Below are 26652 nucleotides of genomic sequence, written 5' to 3' on the forward strand. Positions count from 1 at the left end.
GCTAGAGAGGATATACGTCCTCGGGACATATTGGTTGCAGAATCAATTATTAAAATCAAACCCCCGCCATATGAGAGCAAAAAAAAAAGCACCACAGTGGGTACTTAAAGGTCATCAAGGACAATTGCTGGTGCTTTAAAGATTGTACCCTCTATCTGAGAAAGCAAAGTCTTCATAGGAACCTTATGTGTTTTGACCAAAATTTTTGATAGTACCTCTTTCAATTTAAAGTATCTATCATAAATATCTGGCTTTGCAATGTTTTTTAGAAATCCCGAAATATCACCATGAACTACTTTGCTTCTTAAGTTGTACAGATCTTTAATCAAGTCAAATGTTTGTTTTCTTTTTGTTTCATCTTCTTCAGTCAAAAGACTAGCATTTAAAGATACACGATAGCTGACTTGGTCACTTCCGTTAACCAGAAGAGCTTCTAGTGCAGTGATAATACTGAGAATAGCTTGCTCTAAGTAAGGAGTAGAACAAGAGGACAAATAATTATTGTAAGCGTAAGACCATTCCGTTGTCTTCCATTCTGAGTTAGACATAGCTGTGTGCTGTATCTGGCTATGTTCAAAAATTATGTACATTACTTTTTTTATACTGTCGATATCAGTGTCACCTATAACATAAACATCATCTGACACACTCGGTACATCAATGGCCGTTGATCCATAATAATTAATCAAAAAAGAGTTCTTGCTGTTGTTCAATGTATAGAGATAACTCTCCTCAAACCCAGACATTTTTCTTACCCTTAAGTTTACTTTAGGTAAAGCCAACCTTAAACAATCAAAAAAAACAGTTGGATGATTTTCATAAGTTGTCGGTTCATCCTTTGTTCGTGAAAGTATCGTTTTATCTCCATCTTGAAACAAAGTAAAATACTTATTCAGTATAAACATTGATTTCTCGAGCTTAACATTCTCTAATATAACGAGTTCTATATTATCTTCCATTTCATACCTCCCCTTATTATTTTATATTGTAATATATTTCTATGTTTAATGCATTCGGATCTACTACAGAACTGCTTCACACCATCCCATATGCCCTAAACACAACTTTTGCATTTCTCTGGCTGTTTGTTAGGGCAAATGTGTATCTTCTTCCGTCTTCTTTTCCAGATCACTTCGATTCCTCCAATAAAAAAAGCCGATCCAGTGAAGGAGCGACTTTAATGTGTTGTGTGTTATGTATAATGTTGATGTTAAGTCCTAAAAGCATGCATCCGACCCGGTCGCCGCAAATGTGTCCCGCTCTTTGCTTAAAAGCATACGTACTATGTAACTATAGAGGAAGAACAAGATCATTTTACTGATTATATAATATAATTATCAATTTAGTTTTACGATCTTAATAAGTGAGTATTCAAGACATAAACTACCCTGATCTGAGTAACGCTCTCTTTCTCAATGTCTTGTTACTACCCAACCTAAATTTTAGGATTACAAAAAAATGAAATATAAACATAAAACCCAATGTCAGAATCGACATCGGGTTTTATGTTACTTAAAGTCTCAACAGAAAAAGTTGGCACTAAAGATACCTTAATTAATCTTTGTTCGCCCTCAGTATGAAAAACGAATAACACAAAGAGATACATAATCAATAAAAGTGAGATAATTGCTGAGAAAATAATGACTAGCTTCTTTTTTAGCTTCATAATTCCCCCCCTTGTGACTTCTTCCATTAGGATTATATCACATTTAAGTTACAAATTGTATATGCCTCCGTAGCCTGTTCCTGCTTTATTAACTTCAATCCATTGTCTCTTTGTACCTACCGTGAGGCCTAACTTATCCCATAAGAAGTTCCATGACCAGTCAACAGTGAACTTTGCTGTTGTTTTATCTGACGAAATAACAACGTTATGCTCAGTTTTAGTTATATGGGCTCCCGGAGTATAATTTTGAACTAGTGTCCCTTGCTTGTTGAGAATACTTGTAATTTGACTTGAATTAGTTTGTACTTCCGTTGTTCTGTAAGATAATTCGACCCGAGTCTTAACCATGTCGAGCCCAAATACATTAATAACATCCTCATAGTACAATGCATGATCTTTTGTATCACCTTTTGCCATGATAGACACGCTAGATGAAGATGGGAATATTTCCATTACTGAGCTAGAACTAACTGTCAAATCTCCATTATAAAATGTTTTACTAGCTTCTGTTTGCTCGTTAATAGCTGTAAACGCCGTGTTTAAAAATTCTGGATCATTCAGATAATCAACGAACTGTTGCTGTTTATCTCTAGGTAAACTCTTAAACTGGCTTATGAATAATTTTGTTCTAGAAGACTCTTCATTTGATGACCCAACATTGGTTTGTTTTAGATAAGAGATGTATTCTTCTGGTGTTTTAACCGAGAAACCAGATTGTGTTTCTACTGAGTATGTAGATTGTGATTCAACCGAACCAATTGAATCTGCACTAGCACTTAATGGAACCGAAAGAAGTAACGACATAGCAGCGACACCAGTAATCAATTTGTTAAATTTACTCACGATATAACCTCCGTCATATTATCTTTTTTGGTTTATAAATCATTATAATCCTTATATTGGGTTATATTGATTCTTTTATATCGTATATAACTTTAATGTTATTGTAAAGGTAAATATTTACAATTTAAATAATAAGAAGTAGAAAAGGTGAGAAGAGGAATGCCCCAATCATATGCTGCTATTGCAGCTGTGCGTTTCACTAGCTCGATTTCCACAATACAAATATATCCATGGTTAAAGTCTAACGAACGGCCATCTTTTGGCCATACATAGGTCAGATAACGGCCAATATCTTTTCAGTAACCTGTTGTTACGCCGTGCATCTGCTTCCTTCTTATCTATGAGTGCCTTCTCTTGCTCAGTATAAGCGTTATCTACACATTCTTTTAAGCTAATAATCCACTGATATCTCATAAAGAAAACTGAAAACCCTACTAGCAATATTCCTATAAGTATTAGTAATGCTGTCCCCTGTGCTTGCTGCAACATGTTTAATGCATCAGTGAATTTTTTAGCATCTTCTGAAATTGCTTTTGATATTTACTCCGCCTTTTCATCTACAGTTTTAACTGGTTCTAATGCTTCTTTATAGATATACATTCTTGTCTCGTGTTCCCAATCTGAAGTCTTTAAACCTTGTCCTAGAAAAAATATAGTAGGGGACAAGATAGCTGAAAACACAAAAGTGACAATAACTCAAACAAGGTTAATTTGCTTGGCTGTCTCAGCTTGAATATTAATTCCACTTTTAATCACACCCACTTCGACCAAGTCAGGATGTGTCTCTTTAATCTTTCTTTTTAGTTCATGTGAAATATTCAACCTAATTGCTCCTAGAAACCCAAATAAACTACCTCCTTTTTAATTGTACACTTCAAGCGCAAAGGCTGATCCAAGTATTTATACCTTCCGATTTGATTCTACGGGAATGAAGTATCTGGTTTCTTAATACCAGTTCTCATAAGATAATTGGATCGTACTCACCCTCGTCATCTAAGTAATTCCTTTGAATTACATCTCGTTAAATTGAAGAAAGTTTCTTTATACCCAAACTGAGCAAACGATTTCTCCAGTTCAGATCCCGTCTTCCTTTGAGGTGAACGTACAGCCGCAGATGCTGGCAAGTGTTGAGGATGCTCAGCAGGCTTCGGCCAGCGGCAGCGCCGTGTTGATCGACTCTCGCGATGCTCGCCGCTATGCGGGGCTGGAGAAACCGATTGATGCCAAGGCCGGACATATTCCGGGTGCGGTGAATTATTTTTGGAAAGATGTGTTGGATTGGGATGGACGTTGGACAGATACTGGGGTGTTAGAAGAGCGCTTCAGTAAGCTGGACAAGGATGGTGCGATTATCGTGTATTGCGGCTCTGGTGTCTCTGCCTGCCCGAATGTGATTGCGCTGGAAGAAGCAGGATTCTCGAATGTAAGATTGTATTCCGGAAGCTGGAGCGACTGGATTAGCTATGAGGAGAATCCGGTGGCTATAGGTGATACGGAAGCGGATAAAGACGTATAGCAGTGTATCGATGTTGAATACATCGCCAGGTGGCTTATCTTCCCCGGCGATGTATTTTTCTTTGTTTGGATTCATGATAATAGAAAAACCGTGATGGATATCTGTCCACCACGGTTGAATCATGAAATCTATTATTGCTTTTTACTTAAAGATACATTTGCTGTTAACGTCTTGTCGATCGTCGTCCAGTTGACATAAGCACCGAGTATTTCATTAATAACAGAAACTGGAATGACAGTTTCACCATTTAAAAGCTTTGGTACGTTACTATTGAATACTAGTTTATCGTTAATTGAATACACATCTGAACCAATTTGAGCACTTATATTTTTCGTACCTAATTTGATTTGTGTGGTACGCGTCTTATGATCCCATTTTACTGTACCGCCCAATAGCTCCGAAATGGTTCGAATCGGTACGTAGAACTCATCATTATGAACAACCGGTTTGATTGTCGTCCCCCCTACATTCATAGCAACATCAACATATTCAAGGAAATCAGTCTTTCTAATGAGTCCATGAACGCCTTTTGTTCGGTCCACGACCTGAGATACTTCGTAATCCGTTGCGGCCGATAGGTACGCATAAGCTACACTTTTATCCATATCAAGCTTATCGGATAAGAATTGAATCGATTCACGTACTGATTCTTTCATAGCTTCATCCAAATCAGGGTCCAGTCCAATCGGAATCCAATAATCCTCTGTTTCAGCAAAGGGTTGCGTGAATTCTCCACTGTGTGGTAGTGATGGATCACCTTTCTTTAACACCGTTAACCGAACTGTCCCCCTTAAGGAAGCTTCCAATGCAGTTAACGCCACTTCTCCATCTCCTTGAGCAAAGTGTGGATCTCCAGTATAGAATAGACCGCCTTTAACTTGAATCGGATAATAAATAGTTGCACCAACACCCAACTCATTAATATCCATATTCCCTCCTGTTTCAATAGGTGGAATCGAACTCACAACTTCACTGGTATTTGGTGCAACCCCCATAACACCTAGAAACGGGTTAATGGGGAAACGTACATTTTTGCCAGCTTTTGTTGGTAATACCCCATACCAGTTGCCGTTGATTTCTTCAATAGGCGTAAATATAGATACATTATTATATAATTCCGGTTTTGTTGCGCTAGCTCCCTCTTGTGGGCCTGTATTTTCTGGAAATTCGTTAGGAAGGGCACCTTTACCATGGCGGTTAGAAATGACACCATATGGAACTCGCGTTTGCAATGAAAGGACTTCTACTTTAAGAACATCACCCGGCTCTGCCCCCTCAACCGCTACTGGCCCAGTGATAATATGAGGTCCGTCTTTTACAAAATCATGCTTAATCTCAGAAGCTGCAATTGCCTTCGCATCATCCAACACGCCATCGGATGAGATACCAAATTTGCCGAAGTACTCGCCTGGATTTCTCCCTTGATCCTCCATCAGTCCCTCATGCGATACCGTGTCAAATGTTACAGCACTTCCTGATGGTACAGTAAGAATCGGAGAGCTGTCTCGATTAGGCAGTGATCCCCAGCGAATGTTCTCAATCGCAGACGTTACATAATAATCACCTTCAACCTTTGCAAGGGTTGTTGGTTGCAGTGGCATACTAAAGCCCACTGAAGGTAGAGCAAATGTAAACATACTTATAATCCCTACTGAAACCCCAAATTTCCTAATCGTTCGGTTAATAAACATAACGTTCCCCCTCTGTACTATGTAATATTACCTAACACAAATAAACACTAACATATAAATAAATTTACAACAATATTTTTTTGTTAAAAAACATAACATAATGTAGCTACTCTTTAAGAATTAACTTATAAAAATAAATGATATGTCATTATACTTACCATATGAAAGACAACTCACGAATGTGGAGTTGTATTCCGGAAGGTGGATTGACTGGATTAGTTATGAAGAAAATCCGGTGGCTACCGGGGAAGAGATAGATACGGAGCACAAGTCTACAGGATCTCAACAGCAAATACACCGCCATGCAGGCTGATGCCTGGGGCGGTGTATTTGCCGGGCCTCAGCGTCACCCGGGAATACGGGAGAGAGGCATCGTTGCACGGGAAGACTGATCCAACCAGATCCCTTCCCGCTTAATGAAACAAAATCTGTAAAAGAAAATGAGGAGAAGCATTCATGAGTCCATGAATCAGAATAATCACCCATATTTTACGATAGCGGGCCCACATATAACCAAGAAACAGACCCGTAACCCCATGATTTGCAATCACTGTTGCCACATCTATATCCCACTGACCATTTCCTTGAATGGCGATATGCCAAATGGACCATAGTATTGAAACTAGTAGTATGGCTGGCCATCTTCCAAGCAACGCCTCCAATCGGGTTTGCATCCATACTCGATAAAAAACTTCCTCCAATACGCTATTGATCACAAAACCAATCAACACCAAGAGAAGTAATTCTGTCGTATCGGTTCCTACAATTGCTCCTTCTGGTTGTGCAATTGGGGAATAGAACTTTAGATAACCCCACACCACAATAACGATTAGTGGTGCGATGACGTGTCTGTGGGTGCGAGGCTTTGCAGAGATATTATCTTGCTGTCCGCCAGTCATTTTTCGATAAATCAGTAATAAAATCAATGGGATGAACAATAATGTCGTCAACTTGAACGTCAAATAATATAGCTGGAAATGTAATCCTTGCGGGTCTATCGTTATCAGAGAAACCGTAAATAAAACGCCTGACAGCAATAATACAATGGATTGAACGACCAAGTGCTTTTTCTCCATTTGCTTGAAATAAAAGAGATCTTGACTTTTATAAGGAATCATACGGATTAGAACAATGCCAAGGAATGCCGGCAACATACTATGCCATATTGGAATCACTTCCTCACGATCAGCCGTGTACCTTATATTCAAGTTTCCTGTCCACACTAACCACAATACAGCAGCAAATATCATGATCATGCATAATAAGCCGATTGCCTTTCCCCATGCTGGAAACATTACTTTGAATTGCTGATTCATTCCAATTCCCCTCCTTGAGTGCTATGTCGCCTTTGCTTCTTTTTTTAATTCAATTGAGTTAAATAAACTCTAGCACATCTCATCTTCATCGTCTATTTATTTCAGTTGAGTTAAATAATATGATATTCTGTGTGTATGCCAAAAATCGTGGACCATGAGAAGATGAAGAATATTATTGCTGAAGCAACTTGGAAAATCATTAGTGAGCAAGGCATTCATCATGCAACGTCAAGAACAATTGCGAAGGAAGCCGGATTATCACAAGGAGCCTTAAGACATTATTTTTCCAAACAAGAGAGCCTGCTAGCATTTGCAATGGAGTTAGTTAAAGAAAAGGTACTTACTCGGTTAAGGAATCTGAATGCAAAAGAACTGGCGCCTCAAGAAAGAATTGTTGAATACTTGCTCGAGCTAGTACCTACGGATGAACAAACATTATTGGAAATGGAGGTTTGGTTTGCATTTGTAACCTATGGAAAGACGCAAAAAGGGTTCGATGCCAATTATGAGGACCTGCAGAGTGCAATCAGGAACTGCATTATGTACTTAAAAAATGAAGGTCTTCTGCGCACTACCGATGAAGAGAAGGAACACGAAAAGCTGTATGCCTTTATGAATGGGATGGCTCTCAATTTGTATCTAGAGCCGCATAAGATAAATCGAACACGAAGCAAAGAAATGATACAAGACTATATCCATTGGATTATACGTTGAAGGAAAGCATGACACACAGATCGGGGAGTTAAGTTAGCGTGCCAAAGCGTAGCAGAATCCCATCTGCAGCAGGAGCGACTGAATAAGTTATGAGGAAAATCCGGTGGTTATCGGGGAAAAATAAAGATTAAGAACCCGCGTCTGACGCGGGCTTCTTTGTGCTTTCTATACATCCATATCCATGCATTTCAGGAGCTTACCTCTCCGACTTCTGTAACGTTTAGATTCAGCTTATGTTTTTCGCATACTTCGTAAAAATCTTTTGAAACAATGGGTTTGAAGATATTGATATAATCCAGCATAAAAAATTCATGCTCGCCAATTCGCTCTTTATGAAGGCAGATTCGAGATACAACTTTGACGTTCTTACGTGGAGGCTGTTCTACAGATGCAGCAATGACTGCTTTGCGCCCATATTCGGAACGTTCATAATCAAAAACATCCAAACGATCAAGGTGATGTGCAGTCCAATAGGTTTGATCAACCGAACGACCGTCATGGTAACATACCGTTGTCGGAATAAACTGTGTGTTTGTTTGCTTTTCCTCCAGCAGCTTTTTAAAACAATCTGATACGTGTCTTGTGCCTGTGATCGTCTCAAAATAATCTACATTCAGGTTGCGCACCGAGGACAGTAACTCAACCTCTGCGGTTGTCCCCTCTGGCAACCGATTCTCTACCGCCAGATAATTCACCTCTAATTGGGGAGTGAAAATCGTTCCACCACTAATAAACCCTCTACGTGGATATTGAGATTCCAGAAAATAATAGTTCAAAGAATGATGTCTCCTTTCCAATTGAAGTGCTTTTCATCCATTTTACATCTTTGCATGCAAAATAGGGGCCGGGTTACTCATGAACATGAGTGCCCCTGCCCCTTGCTTTAATATACATATGAATATACAAACCTTAAGCAACACTATAACAGATCGAAAAGAAACAGTCTATATTTTTGGGGAAATGTTCTATATATTTAGGTTGCTGGCCGGCAAAATACAGATGAAACGGAGCATAAATCAATGATTTCCAACAACCATCTTACTCGTGAAGAATTACAGGATTATCTGTACAATGTATTTGGTGCCGGTTACCACATAACGCAGAGCGCAAGAATTCATGGAGGCGCACAAAAAGTCATTTACAAAATTGATTGCACGAATGGTTTCACTTGTATGTTTTACGTTTGGGATATTTCCAGCAACTATTTTCAGGAAGAGATCTTGAATGACTCCACTTTCCACAGTTCCTATGGCAGCGAACTTTTCTCTTTGAATACTCGCTTTCTCGCTCAACATGGAATTCGAACACCAATCTTGTATGATCTAAATAACGATAGAGACCGGCACTCTTATGATTTTGCTCTTGTTGAGTATGTAGATGGACAAAAAGCCGAAGCCTATTTCCAGCATAAAAACCACAAAGATCGGGATGAGTTGTTTCAACGGATCAGGGATATGTTGTCTAATATGCATAACATCCAAAGAAACGTTTATGGAAACGCCAACAATAACAACAAAAAGGCTGGGCCTTGCTACCAAGTTCAGCGGTTAGATGCCGAAGCAGCCTTATCCTATGCATCCAAGCACATGACAGATATAAGGAATAATGACGAAAGGCTGCTTGAGAAACTTTACGAATTGGAAGCAGCCATTCAACCCAGAGATCTCTATAGTTTCATTCATGGAGAGTTAGGTCCGGATCATATATGGATAGATCATGCTATGCAACCATGCCTTATTGATATTGAGGGCGCAGGATTTTTCGATCTCGAACATGAGCATAGCTTTCTGGAGTTTCGATTTGGAGACTTTTATCAATACTTAAAAAATAATGATCTCGACCCGGAGCGGATGACATTTTATCGATTTTGCCATCATTTGTCCTTGATATCAGGAGGATTGAAACTGCTTCACAGACAATTCCCCGATCAGCAATTCGCAAGAGGCCTCGCGGAGTATCATGCCAGATGTGCAATTCAGATGCTTAGCCAAAAAGTTTAATTATCCCGCTTAATCAAACTGTGATAACACTATAAACATGAATATGGATAAGCCTGAAAGGAGGTTTGAACATGGAATTTATTTACGAAGATGAAAAACTTGCAGTGAGCTTTATTCAAGCCATTCACACTGGAGATATTCCATCGTTACAGCAACTGCTGGCAGAGAATCCCGGGTTGGCAAAGATAAGAATATTGGAAAGAAAGCCTGACAACGTAGATTCAGATTCCAGAATCTCTCGAACGCTGCTGCACGTGGTAACGGATTGGCCGGGGCACTTCCCTAATGGAGCGGATACCGTGCGAGTGTTGACCAAGTTCGGTGCGGAAGTGAACGCTCCTTTTGTCGGTCCAAACATCGAGACACCTTTGCATTGGGCTGCAAGCTCCAATGATGTTCAAGTGCTCGATGCCCTTCTTGATGCTGGCGCAGATATTGAAGCCCCTGGCGCAGTCATCGCCGGAGGCACACCGCTGGACGATGCTATTGCTTTTGCACAATGGAATGCAGCACGGCGCTTGGTTGAGCGCGGCGCGATCTTTGCCCTTTGGCATGCGGCCGCCCTAGGAGATATTCACGCCATACAAGAACACTTTAAAGGAGCTAAACTCCCGGAAAGTTATCCTTGGGGAACAAGCACCTCCCCTTCTCCTCCCGATGCAGTAACCGTTGCTTTCTGGTGTGCTTGCCATGGAGGACAAAGAGAATCAGCCGAGTACCTACTTGACCAAGGTGCCGAATTGAATTGGATAGCCAGCTGGGATGGAATGACTCCACTAGACACAGCAAAGCGTAATTTTTCAGCTGAACTGATCCCGTGGCTTGAAAGTCAAGGTGCCAAATCCGCTAGCGAGATTCACAGGTAGATGAATGGCTAGCATAGAATTGCCAATCGCCAGTGGCTGCGAATACAGTTATGAAGAGAATCCAGTGGCTACTGGGGATGTGTAGAAGACTCCAACAAATATACACAACGAAAAGTACATCACCACTTGAGCGATGTACTTTTCGTTGTGTGGTGATTCTAAAACCGTGATAGGCGACAAGGTTCTAATTCATTTCTTGATTTTCCATCAATAATTTCACTTGCAGCCAGATTCGCAATCAGCGGCGCCAGCGTAATTGCAGAATGCATTACCGTCAGATAAAGTCCATTCATGTGATCATGGAAGCCCACAATCGGATAACCGTCTTCAGGCATAGGTCTCCATCCAACCTTTATGCTCTCCAGTTCCAGTTGATTTCCGTGCTTGAGACTGCGACGCAATGTGTCGTAAGCTCGCTTACCGACCGCCTGTGGTCCGTTTTCCTCCGACTCGTCGATATAGTCTTCCGCAGCCAGCAGCGTATAATCTGTCAGTTGACGCGCTTCAAATTGAGCATTGGAGATTAATGTGTGTATCCGTTTATTAGCAGTTTTTATCCGAATCAGAATCGAAGGTGACGTAGTTACTGGCACGTGACAACCTAACGGGTTACAAAGTTCGGGTGTACCTGTTCCTGCGGCCAATACCACAATATCTGACTCCACAAAACCCTTGGATGTATGAACACCAACCAGACGGGAACCCTCTTGCTTCAGTTGTGTAACATTGGTGTCGAACTGAATCTTTGCTCCGTACTCTTGCGCTTTGCTCAACAACAGCTCCGTTACCACTATAGGGTCCACCGCACCTTCTTTGCTGACAAACATGGCTTCATCCGGATATTCCTTCAGATTGGGCTCCAATGCCTCAAGCTGCTCCCGGTTTAATTTTTGAAAGTGTTGCTCCCTTAAAGGCGGAATGTCCCAAGTTAGCGCGCCATGCCAATGAATTTTCAGTTCGGACAACTCTTGCTGAAGTGTGTGATATTCTTCCACAGCTGCATCGTACAAATGCCAGTATTCAGGAGCCACTCTATGCGTCGTATGTATCCAGGCAAATGATTTTTCTGTGACTTCACGCGCCGCGGCTGAGTGCCGTTCAATAACAGTTACATCCTGATTTCGTTTGGCTAGATGATAGGCCATACACGCCCCAACAATCCCTGCACCAATAATCACAATTTTTTGTTTATTCAAAACTAACTCTCCCTTGTCACCCTATCACCCCAAGGAATCGATTTTCCGAGGTTCGGATGGGTGTGCTCCTTTTTCGTCTTCTTCGCCGTACAGCTTCTCCATATGCTGCACATGGCCGGCTCCCCAGTCGCTCATTGTCTGGAGCACAGGTTTCATGAGCTGTCCGTACTCCGTAATCGAGTATTCGACCTTAGGCGGAATTTGGGCAAATGCTTCGCGATGCACAATATCGTGATACTCCAGTTCTTTTAACTGCTGGGTCAGCATCTTTTTTGAAATATCCGGAATGGCTTTTTGTAATTCGCTGAACCGCATTGTACCGTTGCTCAGCAGTCGTAGAAGGATCAAAGATTTCCATTTACCCGTGAGGATATCCAAGGCCGTTCCGAATTTGCAATATACCGTCATTCTTATTCCTCACTTTCTGACCATACCCGGGTATACTTTTGGTTACCTGGTTAGGTTTAAGTGCCTACTTCCAGATTGGGCCTTCTCACTTTAGTATAGAGGCAGATATTAAAATCGAGCAAGTGAGGGGATACGAAAAGATGAATGTAACGTTATGGATCGTACAAATCATATTGGCGCTAGGTTTTGTATATTCAGGATGGATGAAAACCATTCGTATCGAGTCGTCAAAAAAGACCTGGGCCTGGGTCAATAATGTGCCGAAAAATCTAGTTGTTCTGATCGGAATCGCGGAGCTACTAGGAGCGCTTGGCCTTGTTTTGCCTTGGGCGCTGAACATCACTCCGGTGCTTACACCCATCGCTGCAATCGCTTTGGCTACGGTCACCCTGTTCGGGATGCTGTTTCATGTTTGGCGTAAAGAGTACCGGGAGCTCGGCGTAAATATCTTTTTTATAGTTCTGGCATTGATCGTAGCCTTTGGAAGACTGTAGAAGAAACGGTAAAGTACAAATCCAAAAAAAAACTCAAAAGTGGATGGACAGGTGATGAGAGTGAGGATTCCGTTTTTGAAGGTCTTATCTGGGATAACCTCCCTGCTGTCCAGAATAATCACGTTTATCGTGAGGAAAGCCGTGGCTTCGTGTTTAGTGACCTGATTTCGTTGCAAGCCCAACTTAAATTTGTCGTAGACAGCCTAACCCAAACAGAGTGAAATGGAGTAGACCACGGTATGTACGAGGCAAGGAGCAATCCTCGTCTTTTTATGTTTTTGCATAGTCCTTATCTTTCATTTAAAGAGAGTTTGAAAACAAAAACGCGACTTATATGTAACATTGCCACATTTGAAAAAGCCTGGACAGAATACACACCTATTTACCGACGAAGCCTGCGATCTGTTCCAATAGTGTTATGCTATCGTAGTTGTGCACACAAATAAACAGGGACCTCTCACCATGTTGGCAATGGTCCCTGTCTTTAAACTTGTTATATAGCCCATTTTCCGTTACGTGATGGTAAGCCCACCACTTGCATAACCGGCCACGGTTGTAGCCACATCAATTCCGGCTGTTACGGATGCTGAGAAGACCATCAGCAGGCGGTCACCTGCCGATACCGGAATACTCAGTCCCGTAGTTAACCCGCTGGATATTGTCCCCAGTGCCAAAACCCCGGTAAGTGCAGGTGCCAAAGTTACCAATGCACCCGGTACAGCTGTAAAGGAGTTATTAGGTGTAGTGGAACGGAATAATTGTGCAGTTATCGTTACTGTAGATCCAACCAAGCTAAGTCCGGCAGTCGTACTGAAATAAGCGGCTAGTGAAGTAATCGTTCCTGAACGTGATGCCGAGAAAGCAAAGTTAAGCAGGGTACCCGCAGCGCCAGTGAGATCAATAATTCCTCCGGTAACACTTACTCCTGTAGCATTGTTACCAAAACCAACTAAACTGGAAGTATTCAAAAGTCCACCCAATACCGTAGTCAACGCAACCGGAAGTCCTGATGCATACGGAATAATTGCTCCAGAACCTGTCGCACCCGTAGCCCCGGTTGTACCCGCTGTGCCTGTGGCTCCAGTTACTCCGGTTACTCCAGTTATACCTGCTGCGCCTGTCGCTCCCGTTGCCCCTGTCACACCTGCTGTACCCGTTGCTCCCGTTACTCCGGTTGTACCGGCTGTACCGGTTGTACCTGCTGCGCCTGTCGCTCCAGTTACTCCGGTTGTACCCGCTGTGCCTGTGGCTCCAGTTACTCCGGTTGCCCCGGTTGTACCCGCTGCGCCTGTGGCTCCAGTTACTCCGGTTGTACCTGCTGCTCCTGTAGCTCCGGTTACACCTGCCGTGCCTGTCGCTCCAGTTGCCCCACTACCTGTCGTTCCCGTTGCTCCGGTTGCCCCCGTTGTGCCTGCTGCTCCTGTAGCTCCGGTTACACCTGCCGTGCCTGTCGCTCCAGTTGCCCCGCTGCCTGTCGCTCCCGTTACTCCGGTTACTCCCGTTGTGCCTGCTGCTCCTGTAGCTCCGGTTACACCTGCCGTGCCTGCCGTGCCTGTCGCTCCAGTTGCCCCGCTGCCTGTCGCTCCCGTTGCTCCGGTTGCCCCCGTTGTGCCTGCTGCTCCTGTAGCTCCGGTTACACCTGCCGTGCCTGTCGCTCCAGTTGCCCCGCTGCCTGTCGCTCCCATTGCTCCGGTTGCCCCCGTTGTGCCTGCTGCTCCTGTAGCTCCGGTTGCACCTGTGGCTCCCGTGATACCTGGGATTTCACCCAGCAATTCGGAAGAAACCAAACGATGGGCTGTTACCAATGAGCCTGTACTGCTCTTACCCCATACAGATACTTGAATAGGATCATTAACCATGGTTGTTGTTGTAAAAGTAAACTCGAAGGCGTCCAGATTCGCAAAATAATTGTTGGTTATTACTTGATTCGGTGCGATGTCAAAAGACTCACTGACATACAAAACCCTCAAGCCACCGCTCATATAATACCCTTGTATCTGTACGGTTGATACTGTCACATCACTACGATTATCTATTCTTACTGTAACTGTTTGAGTCGGTCTTACACCACCAACCGCATTATTTTCTATCGGCCCTGTTGATAAAAAGCTCATCGCTACATCTCCTCTTTTGGGGATTTCTGATCTCCTAGATGTCATTAACTGTTTTTTCGTGCTCCACCACCCGGTGTGCATCTACCAATTGCCCAGAGGCTTGTTTGCCCCACACTGAAATCCCTACTTCCTCCACACCTTCCACGTCTGTTCCAAAAACAAACTCAAAAGCATCTAAATCTGCAAAATAAGTTCTGGTCACTGCTTCATTGGGAGCAATACTGATCACTTCACTCACATATAGCGTTCTTGTTGTGCTGAGCACATAACCCTGAATGGACACGGTTACCGAGTCCACCTCAGCCCGACTTACCAATCTAATCGTTACCTGTTGGGTCGGTCTAACCCCGGAAACCGGATTGTTTTCAATCGGCCCAGTTGACAAAATAGCCATTTTCCCATCCCACCTTTATGAACCTCTGACTCTAGCAGTATTTGGCATAAGCTCACTCGATAGTAATATTCAAACACTCAATCAACGGTGTGGACAAAACACAGGGGGCAATCCACCATTGTCACTTAACAACCTATTACGCACAGGGCTTTAGCTATATAAAAACTGGGATATGTACAGCAAAGAGAAAAATATGCAATATCAAAGTTGGTCAGCAAGTAAGAGTAAATTTTGTTATGTAACCAGGATCGATTCCAGAAAAAAAACGAAATGACCGTTCCCCCGGTAGATTCCAGGGAAACGGTCGCAGCTTAAGACGTCTTTTTCTCGTATCTAATTGTTGGCCGGGTAAAACTATGCTTGAAAGTGCAGTTTTATAGAATACGAGAGAGTATTTTACCATTAAGCCCAATGTTAAACACATAGAATAATAATGGTCTCTTCATCCTCTACTAAAAAATAGAAAAAGATTGTATTATCTTAAAATTGTGATATGATATCGTCAAGTTAATAAACATTTAAAAGAAAATATGAAAAATAATTACATTTAAATGTGACCAAACCTCTTTCTTCGCCAAATTTCAGTGTTCTAACTCATTTTATTGAAAGCGATTACAAAAAGAAACCTGACAGATTATAGCTTTTCTAATCGCACCCACAGATGCAGGCTTAATTCGGGTTATAGCCACTCCCCTTGCTGCCGTTACTACGTACCCGGTACACAGGTTGTCTGGCTTAAACCATATATGACAACATGAAGACTTATCCTAACAGCCAATCTAACCATTATTTCAAGAAGGGGGTGACATGAGGAAAATCTTTTCGTTTTTTCGGCATTTCATCATCTCAGCTATCCTGAATTTTAGCTCACCAACTAATCCAATCTCATGGAGGCGAAACGTATGATTCGTAAACCGCTAGTTTTGTTGTTGTCGTGTCTGTTAATCTTTGTCACCCTGCCCGTGGAATCAAGCCATGCAGCAAATGCAGCCGTTGCCAAACTTCCTGGAAACTCTAATCCTCTCATCGATCATAAACTGGGAGCCGATCCTTATGTGCTCGTCCATAACAATCGGGTCTATGTCTACATGACAGGTGATGCATATCTGTACAATAGTGACGGCTCTGTCCGAGAGAACCAGTACAGCACGATCGGGAAAATTAACGTCATCTCCTCAGCTGACATGGTGAACTGGACAGACCATGGTTCCATCCCGGTAGCGGGTGCGAATAATGCCAATAATGGACAAGGAATTGCCAAATGGGCTACTCAGTCCTGGGCTCCTGCCATGGCGAAGAAAACCATTGCTGGCAAAGAAAAGTTTTTTCTGTATTTTGCCAACTCGGGTGGAGGTATTGGCGTACTCACGGCTGATTCTCCTATTGGACCGTGGTCAGACCCAATCGGACGTGCCCTCCTGACTCACGGTACACCGGGTATGTCCGGCGTAACTTGGCTCTTTGATCCGGCTGTACTTGTCGATGATGATGGCTCTGCTTACTTGTATGCTGGAGGCGGCATTCCGAACGATACCAACGCTGCTTCCATTGCCAATCCCAAAACAGCTCGGGTCATTCGTCTCGGTGCCGACATGACCAGCGTGGTGGGCAGTGCGGTTACTATTGATTCTCCTTATATGTTCGAAGATTCTGGCATCCACAAGTATAACGGCAAATATTACTACTCCTACTGCATCAACTTCGCGGGAACACATCCCACGGCATATCCGAAAGGTGAGATCGGATACATGGTTAGCGACAGCCCAATGGGGCCTTTCACGTATAAAGGACACTTTCTGAAAAATCCCGGCACGTTCTTCGGGGTAGGCGGCAATAACCACCATGCCGTGTTCCAGTTCAACAACGAATGGTATGTGGCGTACCATGCACAAACGGTAAGTAAAGCATTCCTTGGGGATGGCAAAGGGTACCGTTCCACCCACATTAACAAGCTGACCCACAACGCGGATGGCTCCATCCAGGAAGTGCAGGGTAACATGACTGGTGTATCCCAAACGACCAACCTCAACCCGTATGCCCGGGTGGAAGCGGAAACCATTGGCTGGCAAGCAGGCATTAACACCGAGCCGAGTCAAGCGAGCGGTGGACCTGTAGCCAATCAGAATGTTACTAATATTCATAATGGAGATTGGATCGCGGTCGGCAATGTTGATTTTGGCTCAGCTGGAGCCTCCAAGTTCAAGGCTAATGTCGCTTCTACCGGAAATGGCAACATCGAGGTACGACTGGACAGTCCGACAGGTCCTCTGGCTGGAACACTTAATGTAAGCTCAACCGGCGGTTCGCAAACGTGGCGCGAGATGGAGACCAATGTAACCAACGCTACGGGCGTACATCGTTTGTATCTGGTGTTTACAGGCTCAGGTAATGGAAACCTGTTCAAACTGGATTACTGGCAGTTTACATCCGGTTCGGGCGGCAACCCCAACCCCAATCCTAACCCATCCGTTACTCGCATCGAAACGGAAAGCATGACACTTGGCGGTCAATATGCCGGTGTGATCAGCTCCCCTTTTAATGGAGTAGCGCTCTACGCCAACAATGATTATGCAGCATACAATCAATATTATGCTTTCCCAACCCATCATTTCTCTGTCCGCGGTGCTTCCAACAACAATGAGACGGCCCGTGTCGATCTTGTCATCGGGGGTGTAACGGCGGGTTCATTCTACTTTACCGGTACACAACCGACCGTACAGACCCTGTCGAACATCACACATGCTACAGGCAATCAGGAAGTCAAGCTGGTCGTAACAACGGATAATGGTACGTGGGATGCTTATATTGATTATCTTGAACACTCGCAATAACACAAAGGTCAAGATAGACTTGGGAGGACAAGTTATGTGGAAAAAAATCTGTACGCTTCTGCTCTCAATTCCGTTACTCCTGGCATCGCTGTCAACGACAAGTCCTACCGCTTCCGCATCAACGTTCAGCAATCCTGTCATTTATGCGGATGTTCCTGACAGTGATGTCATCCGGGTGGGCAATGCCTTCTATATGACCAGCACAACGATGCATATGAATCCGGGTGTACCTGTGATGAAGTCTTATGATCTGGTCAACTGGAGCATCGTAAACTATGTGTATGATACGCTTGGAAACGGGGATATACAAAATCTGAACAACGGACAAAACGAGTATGGGCGTGGTTCATGGGCGAGCAGCTTGCGGTACAACAACGGTATATATTATGTGGCCTTTGGCTCGCTTTCCACGGGCAAGACATATATTTACCAAACCAGCAATATTGAAACAGGGCCATGGACACCTTACACATTGAACAGTTATTATCATGACCCCTCCCTTATGTTTGACGGGAATCGAACCTTTCTTGTTCATGGCAGTGATAACATCAGTATCGTTGAGCTGACACCTGATGCCAAGGCCGTCAAGTCCGGCGGGCTGAGTCAGGTTCTGATTCCAAACGCAAGCAGCATAGCTGGCTCTAACATGATCGTAAAGGCAGAAGGAGCACACATTCAGAAGATCAATGGCATGTACTATGTATTCCTGATTGCTTGGCCTTCAGGTGATGGCCGCATTCAGCTTGCCTATCGTGCAAACACATTGACAGGGCCATACACAGGTAAAGTTGTACTACGAGACTCGGGCATTGCCCAAGGAGGTATCGTGGATACCGCATCCGGTGCATGGTACGGCTTGCTGTTCAGAGATAGCGGGGCTGTTGGACGCATTCCCTATCTCGTGCCGGTGACATGGTCCGATAACTGGCCTGTGTTTGGGGTGAACGGCAAGGTTCCCCTGAACATGAATATGCCCGTTGAAGGTCAGCCTGCTGCCAAAATCTACGGGTCCGATGAGTTCAACTCAACCACATCAGGCACACCCTCAGTAACGCAACTGTTAGTGAACGGCGGCTTTGAGGAGAGCAGCATTCAGCCCTGGACCAGCAACAATACGGCGAACATCACCGTAACAAATGCCGAAGCTTTTGGCGGTTCCAAAAGCCTGCTCGTCAGCGGCAGACAGCAGACAGCAGGCGGTGCCAAACAGATGATTACAGGCAAGCTGGTACCGGGAGGAACGTACTCTTTTTCGGCTAAGATCAAATACACGACTGGTCCTGCAACCAAAACGTTCAATCTTAGCATCCAGAATGGTGCAAGTTATACCGGAATTACCATTATGGGCAGTGCGACGCTTACCCGCGGACAGTGGGGTACCATTCAAGGTACGTATACCGTTCCGTCGAATGCCGACCTGTCCCAAAGCTTTATTTTTGTGGAAACACCGTATAACTTGAATCCGGACCCGACCAATGATTTGATGGCGTTTTATGTGGATGACGTCTCCCTGACGAGCAATTCGTCTTCCGGTACATCCAGTCTGGCTCCATACTGGCAGTGGAATCATAACCCTGATGCTGCCAACTGGTCCCTGCTCCAGCGACCGGGTTTCATGCGGTTAACCGCAGGCAAAATCAGCAAAAACCTGTTAGAAGCCCGCAACACACTGACACAACGAACCTTTGGTCCAAAAAGCACAGGCATTACCGCTTTGGATACAGCAGGCATGAAGGATGGTGATTATGCTGGACTTGCTGCTTTTCAGGCCAGATATGGTTTTGTCGGCGTAAAAATGACGGGCAGCACCAAATCCATCGTTATGGCTAATGCCAGTTCCGGCACCATGACTGAAGTAGCAACTGTGCCATTAAACCAGAACAGAATCTATCTCCGCGTCATCTGTGATTTTACGAACCAAACCGACAAAGCCTACTTTGCTTATAGCCTGAATGGCAGCAACTGGACAACCATTGGCAATACACTTCAAATGTCTTACACCCTGCCACACTTTATGGGATATCGGTTTGCACTATTCAATTATGCAACGAAGTCTACCGGAGGATATGCAGATTTTGATTATTTCCGCGTAGAATAAATGTAGTTTTATTCGGTTATTAATTTTTCGTTTATTGATCAGGACCTGTAACTTCACCATGTGTGGAGCCGGGTCCTTTAGTACATTTCTTATGAAGAGTTTCAGCTTTTAACTTTTAAAAATCCCGGAACTGTTTTATATAACGCATGTATTCTTCAGCACTTCGGTTAATCTCTTCATCCGTAGCCTGGAACGAGGCACCGTAGACTGCATAATGCGGCAGCGCCTGAACCCCTATATGATTCATGCTTGCTATGAAAGGTGCAACCAGTTCCTCTACGCTGTAAACGATAGAACCATCTTTCGCATAGTTCTCCTGCTTATCCCCTATGGACATCGCCAGTCCCATCCGCTTTCCCTTCAATCGATTTCCTTTCGATCCGTACGCCCATCCATGAGTGAACACGTCATCAAACCATTTTTTCAACAGCGGTGGGTAACTGTACCAATATAACGGGAACTGCAACATGATATGATCATGCGTCTCCAGCAACTCTTGTTCTCGGGAGACATCAATCTTCCAATCGGGGTAGGTCGTATATAATTCGTGAAGAGCAATATTATCTGTATACTGCAGCAACTCCTCCTTCCAGCGACGATTGACTCTCGAACTTTCCATATCGGGATGTGCCAGAATAACAAGTGTTTTCATCATAAGTTCCTTTCTTCCCATCCAGGGTGTTGGTTTCTATATTTGGATATGGACCATTATCGATCACATCCGGTCAAAAGAAAATACACACAATGAAGTAAGATGCTTACCTCAAAGTGTGTATGGACTTCCGTGTCAGAACCATGAGAAAATAAATAGTTACACCCTATATAACACGTAAAATTTAACTTGAGGTGAATCAGGATATGAAACAATACAATCTGGGCATTGAAGCGACGCTCGAAATTATAGGTGGCAAGTGGAAAGCCTTGATCATCTGTTTATTGATGTCCGGAGTCAAGAGAACAGGCGAATTAGAGCGCAGCATCCCCGGCATATCGCAAAAAGTGTTAATTCAACAATTGCGCGAGCTGGAGCGGGACGGCCTTGTCACCAGACATGTCTACCAGCAGATGCCTCCCAAGGTGGAATACGGGCTTACAGAATATGGCGTTACCGCCAACACCATCGTGGATGTCATGTGTACTTGGGGAAGGGACAATATTGCTCTCAGACAGCAGCGGGGCGAAGATGTTGTATTGTTGGAGAACAACCAGCCCGAGTCTTGATTTCACAGTTGCACATCCTCCATACATTAAGTAGGACATATGTCTCTTTTTCTACGAAAACGTTTAAAAAACCTTTATATTCCAGACCAAATGATCGATATACAAAATGGGACACCTGAATATCCCGTGTTGAGCATTGGATTCACATCTCACAAATGCAACACGGGAGAACAGAATGATACATACGGTAGCGAGTAAGGGAAAAAGATAAGCTCTATCTGGTGAGATGGAAAGGGCTAACAAAGGAGAAGGAGAGTCATATGAAGGTACGAACGACTCAAAGAGGAAAAACACGCAACATCTACATCAACTTGCTGTTATCTGTTCTGTTGTTGATTAGCAGCATCTCGCTGTGGCCGGTCTCAAAAGTGAACGCCGCAGATGAGGAACATCATCTGTTATCCCTGAACCGGCCTGTGTACAGTTCCTCATCTCTGGGGGGCAATACGGCAGACCATGTGGTTGACGGCAACAAAAACACCCGCTGGGAAAGTATATGGCAGCAAGATCCGCAGTGGATCTATGTTGACTTAGGCGCGGTGGCCTCCATCTCGGGCATCTCCATCCAGTGGGAAAATGCGTATGCTTCCGCCTTTGATCTGGAAGTATCCAACGACGAGGTCCATTGGCAGTCTGTTTACTCCACAACAAAGGGGCAAGGCGGCCTGAACGAGATTGAGGTCACAGCGGAGGCACGATATGTGCGCTTGTTCAGTCATCAAAGAGCACAGCCAGCCTATGGCATCTCTGTATACGAATTCAATGTATACGGGACGGGCGGAGCAAATCCACCTCCCAAACCAGCAGCCATGAACCTTGCACTCGGACAACCGGTTACCGCGTCTTCGGAAGAAATTGATGAGCCCAGCCGTTCAGCCGAGGATAAGGCCAAAATGGAAAAAGGGAATTACGAAGCCCGGAATGTAACGGATGGCAATCCGGATACACGCTGGTCTTCCATCTACAAGGATCAGGAATGGATTGTTGTAGACCTTGGACTGATCCGGGAAATCGGGAACGTATCCTTGCAATGGGAAAACGCTTTCGGACGTGCATATGATATTCAAGTATCCAATGATGCACAGCAATGGACTACATTGTACCGGGAACTGCACAGCAACGGTGGACGGGATGAAATTCCGGTATACGCTGAAGCACGGTATGTGAAATTGGCCGGACTTGGCAGAGGAACAACCAACGGATACTCCCTGTACGCCTTAGATGTCTACGAGTATATCGAAGGTGATGCCAAACCTGCGCATACCATTCCGAATATCCCTGAACCGTCCTCGGTACAGGTGGGTTCCGGCAGTTACGCTGTAAATGACATCACGATGCTGCAGCCGAAGAACCCGAAAAATCGTACATCTGATATTACGGCGCCTCTCCCTTCCAATGACTGGTGGCAGTCTATTCTTGTATCCGATCTGGGGGATGGCAACAGTCTGGTCACACTCCCGCTCAAAAGCAGATATACCAAACAAGGACTTCAACTTCTGAATCCCGGAGCTGGTTACGTTTCGGCTGATGGCGGTTCTATGGACGCTGACGGGGAACCGGATCTGATCATGACCACCAGCAATATGAATCCGGCGGAGGTCAATACCAAGGTGGCGGGATACGGGGATTATTCTGCAACGATCATCATGAGCGATGATGACACGGCCAAAATGAACACCACGTTTGTGAAGGGTTCCCCTTTCCTGTACAACACCTTCGATAACCCGGATACCATTATTGTTCGTTCGCCCAACATCACACGTCTCTTCGATGATCAGAACCGTGAAATTGTTCTGAAGGATGGAGAATCGCTGACGGCCGATCATATCGGCGTTGAAATAACCAATCAGGACAGAGCGCCCAAGCCTCAGACCTTTAAAAGAAATTACGGGATCTTTGCACCTGAAGGAACCGTATTTATGAAACTTGGCAATACGCTCAAGATCAAGCTGGGCCAGAGCGAAAACTATCTGTCACTGGCTACCCTGCCGTCCGCGGCAGAGCTGCCTTATTATTACCAGCATGCCTACGCCTTTGTTACCGATACACAAGTGGACTACAAATATAACGAGAGCACTTCACTGGTAACGACTAACTTCAACTCGGTAACCCAGACGAAACGGGCAGGCTTTTCCTCCGAGACACTCATGGCCTTGTTTCCGCACCAATGGAAACTGGCGACTACTCCGTTAACGGAGCTTGCTTACCCTTCCATTCGCGGCATGATGAAAGTAAGTGAAGGCAATACGTTTACGACACAGGATCGATTCTATGGCATTATTCCGCAGTTTGTAGAGCCGGATGATCCGACCTACTCGCGTGCACAATTAATCAGCTATCTGGATCAGCTTGACGCGGATACGGCAGGCAATCTGATGAGCGAGGATCCTTACTGGCAAGGGAAAAAGCTTCATCCGCTTGCGCTGGGTGTACTTATCAGCGACCAGATCGGAGATACGGTGCGACGAGACCACTATCTGTCCCTGCTTCGAAACATTTTGACAGATTGGTATACTTATTCGCCGGATGAACCTTTGCACTCGTATTATTTTTATTATTCGGATGAATGGGGAACCATTTTCCCTTACGGTAGTGGATTTGGTGTTAATACCGGATTGACAGATCATCATTTTACCTACGGCTATTATGTTTTTGCATCGGCTGTGTTGGCCACATATGACCAAGCATTCTTGCAAGATTACGGCGACATGGTTGAGCTCCTGATTCGGGACTACGCCAATCCTTCACGGACAGATGATCAGTTTCCAAGGCTTCGCAATTTTGATGCGTACGCAGGTCACTCCTGGGCAGGTGGTTACGCCGATAATCGCAGCGGGAATAACCAAGAGGCGGCAGGTGAAGCCCTCTTTAGTTGGGTCGGCCAATATATGTGGGGTGAGGTGACAGGCAACAAAGCCTATCGCGACACCGGGATCTGGGGCTTCGTGACCGAAGAGAAGGCTGCCGAGCAATACTGGTTTAACTATGACGGGGATAACTGGCTGGAGGATTACCAACATGCTACGGTAGGTCATGTGTACGGCAGCGCCTACCTGTACGGAACGTACTTCTCGAATGAGGCCGAGCACATTTACGGTATTCACTGGCTACCGCCAGCGGAATGGATGACCTATTATGGACGTGATCCGCAGAATACTAAGGCTCTCTACAATGGTCTCATCAAGGATCTGGGCGGTCAGCAGGAGCGCACATGGCAACATATTATCTGGCCGTTCCAGTCCATTGGAGACCCGCAAGGTGCTCTAGCCAAATGGAATACGAGCGAGATGCAGCAAAATGAAGTCTTTAACGCGTACTGGTTCATGCACAGCATGGCTTCTACGGGAACACGCACGATGGAAATATGGGCAGATGATCCGGCAGCAACGGTGTACGAAAAAGACGGCGTCTATACAGCGCAAATTTGGAATCCGTCCAACACTGTCAAAACAGTGCATTTCTACAATGCCAATGGCGCTTTGGGTTCAGCTACCGTTTATGCTAAAGCGCAAGTAAAGGTTAACCCGCTGGAACATTCCGTTGTTAAACAGCCGGATGCCTCTCAGGGTGTAGTCTATCTCGATCGGAGCCAATGGACCATTACGGCATCCTCCAGTTCAGAACCGGTAGAGCGCATGGTCGACGGTGATCTGACTACACGCTGGTCATCCGGACAGCTTCAGAAGCCCGGCGATTGGCTGCATATCGATCTGGGTAGCGAACAGTCTATGGATACGGTATTCATGAACTCCGGCAACAATGGCGGTGATTATGCTCACGGGTACGAAATCTACGTATCCAAAGATAACGAGAACTGGGGCCAGCCTATCGCAGAGAGCGCTGGAACATCTCCAAGTCTGTCCGTGGAATTGGGCATGCAAACCGCCCGTTATGTCAAGATTGTATTGACTTCCTCTGCGGACAGCTGGTGGTCAATCTCTGAACTCAAGCTTGCCCGATTCGGCAAACTTGACGCAACACCGGAGCTCCCGCAGCCCGTACCGCTTCCAGATCGCTCTTCATGGATTGTAACAGCATCCTCTACTCAAGGAGCCGATGTGACAGCCAATATGCTGGACGGTAGTTCAGATACCCTATGGACCAATGGGAGGAAACAAATCGAAGGACAATGGATTACCATTGATCTCGGTCAGAAGAGTTTTTTCGATGCCATAGAATTGGACCCGGGTCATGCGAAAGAAGACTATCCGAGACAGTATCGGATTTATGTCTCGGATGACGGCGAACACTGGGGCACGTCCATTGCAGGCGGCGAAGGCACGCCTGGACGCATGTCCATCACCTTCCCTGAACAGCAGGCACGTTATGTGAAGGTGGTACAGATCGGGGATTCCGATCAATGGTGGTCGATCTCCGAGATGTTTATTCATCATAATGGGACGGGCAAACAAAAGCGGTTGCTGCCAGACGGCTGGTCCGTGACCACTTCCACCGGAGATGATGCAGCGGCTATACTCGACGGCTCGGACCAAACCCGCTGGACCTCCGGTCAGACTCAAACCGGTGGCGAATGGATTCAGATTGATCTGGGAGCCTCGCAGCCAGTGAACCGGATTTTGCTGGACAGCGCGCACAGCCGGGAAGACTTTGCTCGCGGTTATGAAGTATTTACTTCTCTGGATGGAGAGCATTGGGGAGATGCCCTGGCTTCGGGTAAAGGATCAGATTCGCTGGTTTCTATCCCCTTTGCAACGCAAGAGGCACGTTATATTAAGGTCGTACAGACGGGTACTGATTCTCATTGGTGGTCCGTAGCTGAATTAGAGGTCTATACCACTGATCAGACACCTTGGATATCCGGGGAACAGGATCATCTGTTACCTGCTGAACTGGATCGAACATCATGGACAGCGACTGCCTCCTCCTCTGAAGATGTTGCGGCAATGCTGGACGACGATCTGAATTCACGCTGGACCTCTTCAACTGGTCAACTTGCCAATCAATGGGTCCAGATTGATCTGGGAAGCAAGCAGAGCTTCAGCCGCTTGACCATGGACTCGGGCAGCAGTAGTAACGATTATGCTCGCAGTTTCAAGCTCTTCACTTCTGATGATGGCGAGCACTGGAATGGGGTTACGGAAGTCCTGGGAACAGGCCCAGCCATCTCACATACGTTCTCCAAACAAACGGCGCGATACATTAAACTGGTTTTGACCGCGGACACTCCCGAGTGGTGGTGGTCCATTGCCGAGTTAAAACTTTACCATTAATGTCATCATGATCTGTTCAACCACCTCTCTCCCGTCCCTGCGGGACAGGGGTG

Annotated in this window: 20 protein-coding genes and 1 pseudogene; 9 read left to right on the plus strand and 12 right to left on the minus strand. The window is 45.0% G+C overall.

Annotated elements, in window-relative coordinates:
- Positions 1-104: 104 nt before the first annotated feature.
- The 4 genes from ACETMN_RS24765 to ACETMN_RS24780 form a co-directional block, all read right to left on the minus strand.
- A complete protein-coding gene (locus tag ACETMN_RS24765; protein ID WP_091013711.1) occupies positions 105-959 on the minus strand; it encodes a HEPN domain-containing protein in 855 nt (284 codons plus the stop codon).
- A gap of 476 nt (positions 960-1435) precedes the next feature.
- Positions 1436-1666: a hypothetical protein gene (locus ACETMN_RS24770; RefSeq protein WP_091013708.1), complete on the minus strand. Its 231-nt coding sequence runs from the start codon at positions 1664-1666 to the stop codon at positions 1436-1438.
- A 48-nt stretch (positions 1667-1714) separates the two neighbouring features.
- Entirely contained in the window at positions 1715-2509 is a 795-nt protein-coding gene (locus ACETMN_RS24775; protein WP_091013705.1) for a hypothetical protein, read from the minus strand.
- A gap of 696 nt (positions 2510-3205) precedes the next feature.
- Positions 3206-3331, minus strand: a complete 126-nt coding sequence (locus ACETMN_RS24780) for a hypothetical protein (protein ID WP_256974968.1) — start codon at positions 3329-3331, stop codon at positions 3206-3208.
- 247 nt (positions 3332-3578) lie between these two features.
- Here ACETMN_RS24780 and ACETMN_RS24785 point away from each other — a divergent pair.
- A pseudogene (locus tag ACETMN_RS24785) lies at positions 3579-4025 on the plus strand (sulfurtransferase); the annotation flags it as partial.
- A 131-nt stretch (positions 4026-4156) separates the two neighbouring features.
- Here ACETMN_RS24785 and ACETMN_RS24790 read toward each other — a convergent pair.
- Both ACETMN_RS24790 and ACETMN_RS24795 read right to left on the minus strand, forming a co-directional pair.
- Positions 4157-5716, minus strand: coding sequence for an acetamidase/formamidase family protein (locus tag ACETMN_RS24790; protein ID WP_091013701.1), 1560 nt, complete (start codon positions 5714-5716; stop codon positions 4157-4159).
- A 413-nt stretch (positions 5717-6129) separates the two neighbouring features.
- Positions 6130-7032 carry a CPBP family intramembrane glutamic endopeptidase gene (locus ACETMN_RS24795; protein ID WP_091013698.1) on the minus strand — a complete coding sequence of 301 codons (903 nt, stop codon included), beginning with the start codon at positions 7030-7032 and terminating at the stop codon, positions 6130-6132.
- Between the two features lie 162 nt (positions 7033-7194).
- On the opposite strand from ACETMN_RS24795, the gene ACETMN_RS24800 reads away from it, so the two are divergent.
- Entirely contained in the window at positions 7195-7746 is a 552-nt protein-coding gene (locus ACETMN_RS24800) for a TetR/AcrR family transcriptional regulator (RefSeq protein ID WP_306299268.1), read from the plus strand.
- A gap of 188 nt (positions 7747-7934) precedes the next feature.
- On the opposite strand, the gene ACETMN_RS24805 is transcribed toward ACETMN_RS24800, so the two are convergent.
- Complete coding sequence (locus ACETMN_RS24805; protein ID WP_091013695.1) at positions 7935-8522, minus strand: imm11 family protein; 588 nt, start codon at positions 8520-8522, stop codon at positions 7935-7937.
- A gap of 243 nt (positions 8523-8765) precedes the next feature.
- Here ACETMN_RS24805 and ACETMN_RS24810 point away from each other — a divergent pair, with 243 nt between their 5' ends.
- Together ACETMN_RS24810 and ACETMN_RS24815 are read left to right on the plus strand one after the other, a co-directional pair.
- Entirely contained in the window at positions 8766-9746 is a 981-nt protein-coding gene (locus ACETMN_RS24810) for a phosphotransferase (RefSeq protein ID WP_091013692.1), read from the plus strand.
- 71 nt (positions 9747-9817) lie between these two features.
- A complete protein-coding gene (locus ACETMN_RS24815) occupies positions 9818-10612 on the plus strand; it encodes an ankyrin repeat domain-containing protein (protein ID WP_091013690.1) in 795 nt (264 codons plus the stop codon).
- Positions 10613-10770: 158 nt separating this feature from the next.
- Here the strand turns inward: ACETMN_RS24815 and ACETMN_RS24820 are convergent, their stop codons facing one another.
- On the minus strand, positions 10771-11808 hold the full coding sequence (locus ACETMN_RS24820) for an NAD(P)/FAD-dependent oxidoreductase (protein WP_091013688.1): 1038 nt from the start codon (positions 11806-11808) through the stop codon (positions 10771-10773).
- A 24-nt stretch (positions 11809-11832) separates the two neighbouring features.
- Complete coding sequence (locus ACETMN_RS24825) at positions 11833-12216, minus strand: winged helix-turn-helix transcriptional regulator (RefSeq protein WP_091013685.1); 384 nt, start codon at positions 12214-12216, stop codon at positions 11833-11835.
- Positions 12217-12356: 140 nt separating this feature from the next.
- Between ACETMN_RS24825 and ACETMN_RS24830 the strand changes: the two genes are divergently transcribed.
- The gene (locus tag ACETMN_RS24830; RefSeq protein ID WP_091013682.1) at positions 12357-12710 is read left to right on the plus strand and encodes a DoxX family protein; all 354 of its coding nucleotides are present in this window, start codon (positions 12357-12359) and stop codon (positions 12708-12710) included.
- Between the two features lie 512 nt (positions 12711-13222).
- Here ACETMN_RS24830 and ACETMN_RS24835 read toward each other — a convergent pair.
- Both ACETMN_RS24835 and ACETMN_RS24840 read right to left on the minus strand, forming a co-directional pair.
- Positions 13223-14824 carry an exosporium glycoprotein BclB-related protein gene (locus tag ACETMN_RS24835; RefSeq protein WP_091013681.1) on the minus strand — a complete coding sequence of 534 codons (1602 nt, stop codon included), beginning with the start codon at positions 14822-14824 and terminating at the stop codon, positions 13223-13225.
- 34 nt (positions 14825-14858) lie between these two features.
- Positions 14859-15218, minus strand: coding sequence for a hypothetical protein (locus ACETMN_RS24840; RefSeq protein WP_091013678.1), 360 nt, complete (start codon positions 15216-15218; stop codon positions 14859-14861).
- Positions 15219-16120: 902 nt separating this feature from the next.
- Here ACETMN_RS24840 and ACETMN_RS24845 point away from each other — a divergent pair.
- The gene (locus ACETMN_RS24845; protein WP_091013676.1) at positions 16121-18049 is read left to right on the plus strand and encodes a carbohydrate-binding protein; all 1929 of its coding nucleotides are present in this window, start codon (positions 16121-16123) and stop codon (positions 18047-18049) included.
- A 34-nt stretch (positions 18050-18083) separates the two neighbouring features.
- Positions 18084-20147: a family 43 glycosylhydrolase gene (locus ACETMN_RS24850; protein ID WP_091013673.1), complete on the plus strand. Its 2064-nt coding sequence runs from the start codon at positions 18084-18086 to the stop codon at positions 20145-20147.
- Between the two features lie 115 nt (positions 20148-20262).
- Here ACETMN_RS24850 and ACETMN_RS24855 read toward each other — a convergent pair whose 3' ends face one another.
- Complete coding sequence (locus ACETMN_RS24855) at positions 20263-20799, minus strand: NAD(P)H-dependent oxidoreductase (protein ID WP_091014367.1); 537 nt, start codon at positions 20797-20799, stop codon at positions 20263-20265.
- 206 nt (positions 20800-21005) lie between these two features.
- Here ACETMN_RS24855 and ACETMN_RS24860 point away from each other — a divergent pair, with 206 nt between their 5' ends.
- Both ACETMN_RS24860 and ACETMN_RS24865 read left to right on the plus strand, forming a co-directional pair.
- Positions 21006-21368: a winged helix-turn-helix transcriptional regulator gene (locus ACETMN_RS24860; protein ID WP_091013671.1), complete on the plus strand. Its 363-nt coding sequence runs from the start codon at positions 21006-21008 to the stop codon at positions 21366-21368.
- A gap of 260 nt (positions 21369-21628) precedes the next feature.
- Positions 21629-26599 (plus strand): discoidin domain-containing protein, encoded by a 4971-nt coding sequence (locus tag ACETMN_RS24865; protein ID WP_411735243.1) that lies wholly within the window; start codon positions 21629-21631, stop codon positions 26597-26599.
- Positions 26600-26652: the final 53 nt, after the last annotated feature.

It is taken from the genome of Paenibacillus sp. M2 (assembly GCF_046713495.1).
GTDB lineage: Bacteria > Bacillota > Bacilli > Paenibacillales > Paenibacillaceae > Paenibacillus > Paenibacillus amylolyticus_B.

Excerpts from the sequence above, each read along its gene's own strand:
- ACETMN_RS24800 (WP_306299268.1), top strand. The coding sequence starts at position 7,195 with ATGAAGAATATTATTGCTGAAGCAACTTGGAAAATCATTAGTGAGCAA.
- ACETMN_RS24845 (WP_091013676.1), top strand. The coding sequence starts at position 16,121 with ATGATTCGTAAACCGCTAGTTTTGTTGTTGTCGTGTCTGTTAATCTTT.
- ACETMN_RS24810 (WP_091013692.1), top strand. The coding sequence starts at position 8,766 with ATGATTTCCAACAACCATCTTACTCGTGAAGAATTACAGGATTATCTG.
- ACETMN_RS24825 (WP_091013685.1), bottom strand. The coding sequence starts at position 12,216 with ATGACGGTATATTGCAAATTCGGAACGGCCTTGGATATCCTCACGGGT.
- ACETMN_RS24770 (WP_091013708.1), bottom strand. The coding sequence starts at position 1,666 with ATGAAGCTAAAAAAGAAGCTAGTCATTATTTTCTCAGCAATTATCTCA.
- ACETMN_RS24830 (WP_091013682.1), top strand. The coding sequence starts at position 12,357 with ATGAATGTAACGTTATGGATCGTACAAATCATATTGGCGCTAGGTTTT.
- ACETMN_RS24855 (WP_091014367.1), bottom strand. The coding sequence starts at position 20,799 with ATGAAAACACTTGTTATTCTGGCACATCCCGATATGGAAAGTTCGAGA.
- ACETMN_RS24850 (WP_091013673.1), top strand. The coding sequence starts at position 18,084 with ATGTGGAAAAAAATCTGTACGCTTCTGCTCTCAATTCCGTTACTCCTG.
- ACETMN_RS24865 (WP_411735243.1), top strand. The coding sequence starts at position 21,629 with ATGAAGGTACGAACGACTCAAAGAGGAAAAACACGCAACATCTACATC.
- ACETMN_RS24765 (WP_091013711.1), bottom strand. The coding sequence starts at position 959 with ATGGAAGATAATATAGAACTCGTTATATTAGAGAATGTTAAGCTCGAG.
- ACETMN_RS24860 (WP_091013671.1), top strand. The coding sequence starts at position 21,006 with ATGAAACAATACAATCTGGGCATTGAAGCGACGCTCGAAATTATAGGT.
- ACETMN_RS24815 (WP_091013690.1), top strand. The coding sequence starts at position 9,818 with ATGGAATTTATTTACGAAGATGAAAAACTTGCAGTGAGCTTTATTCAA.
- ACETMN_RS24835 (WP_091013681.1), bottom strand. The coding sequence starts at position 14,824 with ATGAGCTTTTTATCAACAGGGCCGATAGAAAATAATGCGGTTGGTGGT.
- ACETMN_RS24795 (WP_091013698.1), bottom strand. The coding sequence starts at position 7,032 with ATGAATCAGCAATTCAAAGTAATGTTTCCAGCATGGGGAAAGGCAATC.
- ACETMN_RS24840 (WP_091013678.1), bottom strand. The coding sequence starts at position 15,218 with ATGGCTATTTTGTCAACTGGGCCGATTGAAAACAATCCGGTTTCCGGG.
- ACETMN_RS24790 (WP_091013701.1), bottom strand. The coding sequence starts at position 5,716 with ATGTTTATTAACCGAACGATTAGGAAATTTGGGGTTTCAGTAGGGATT.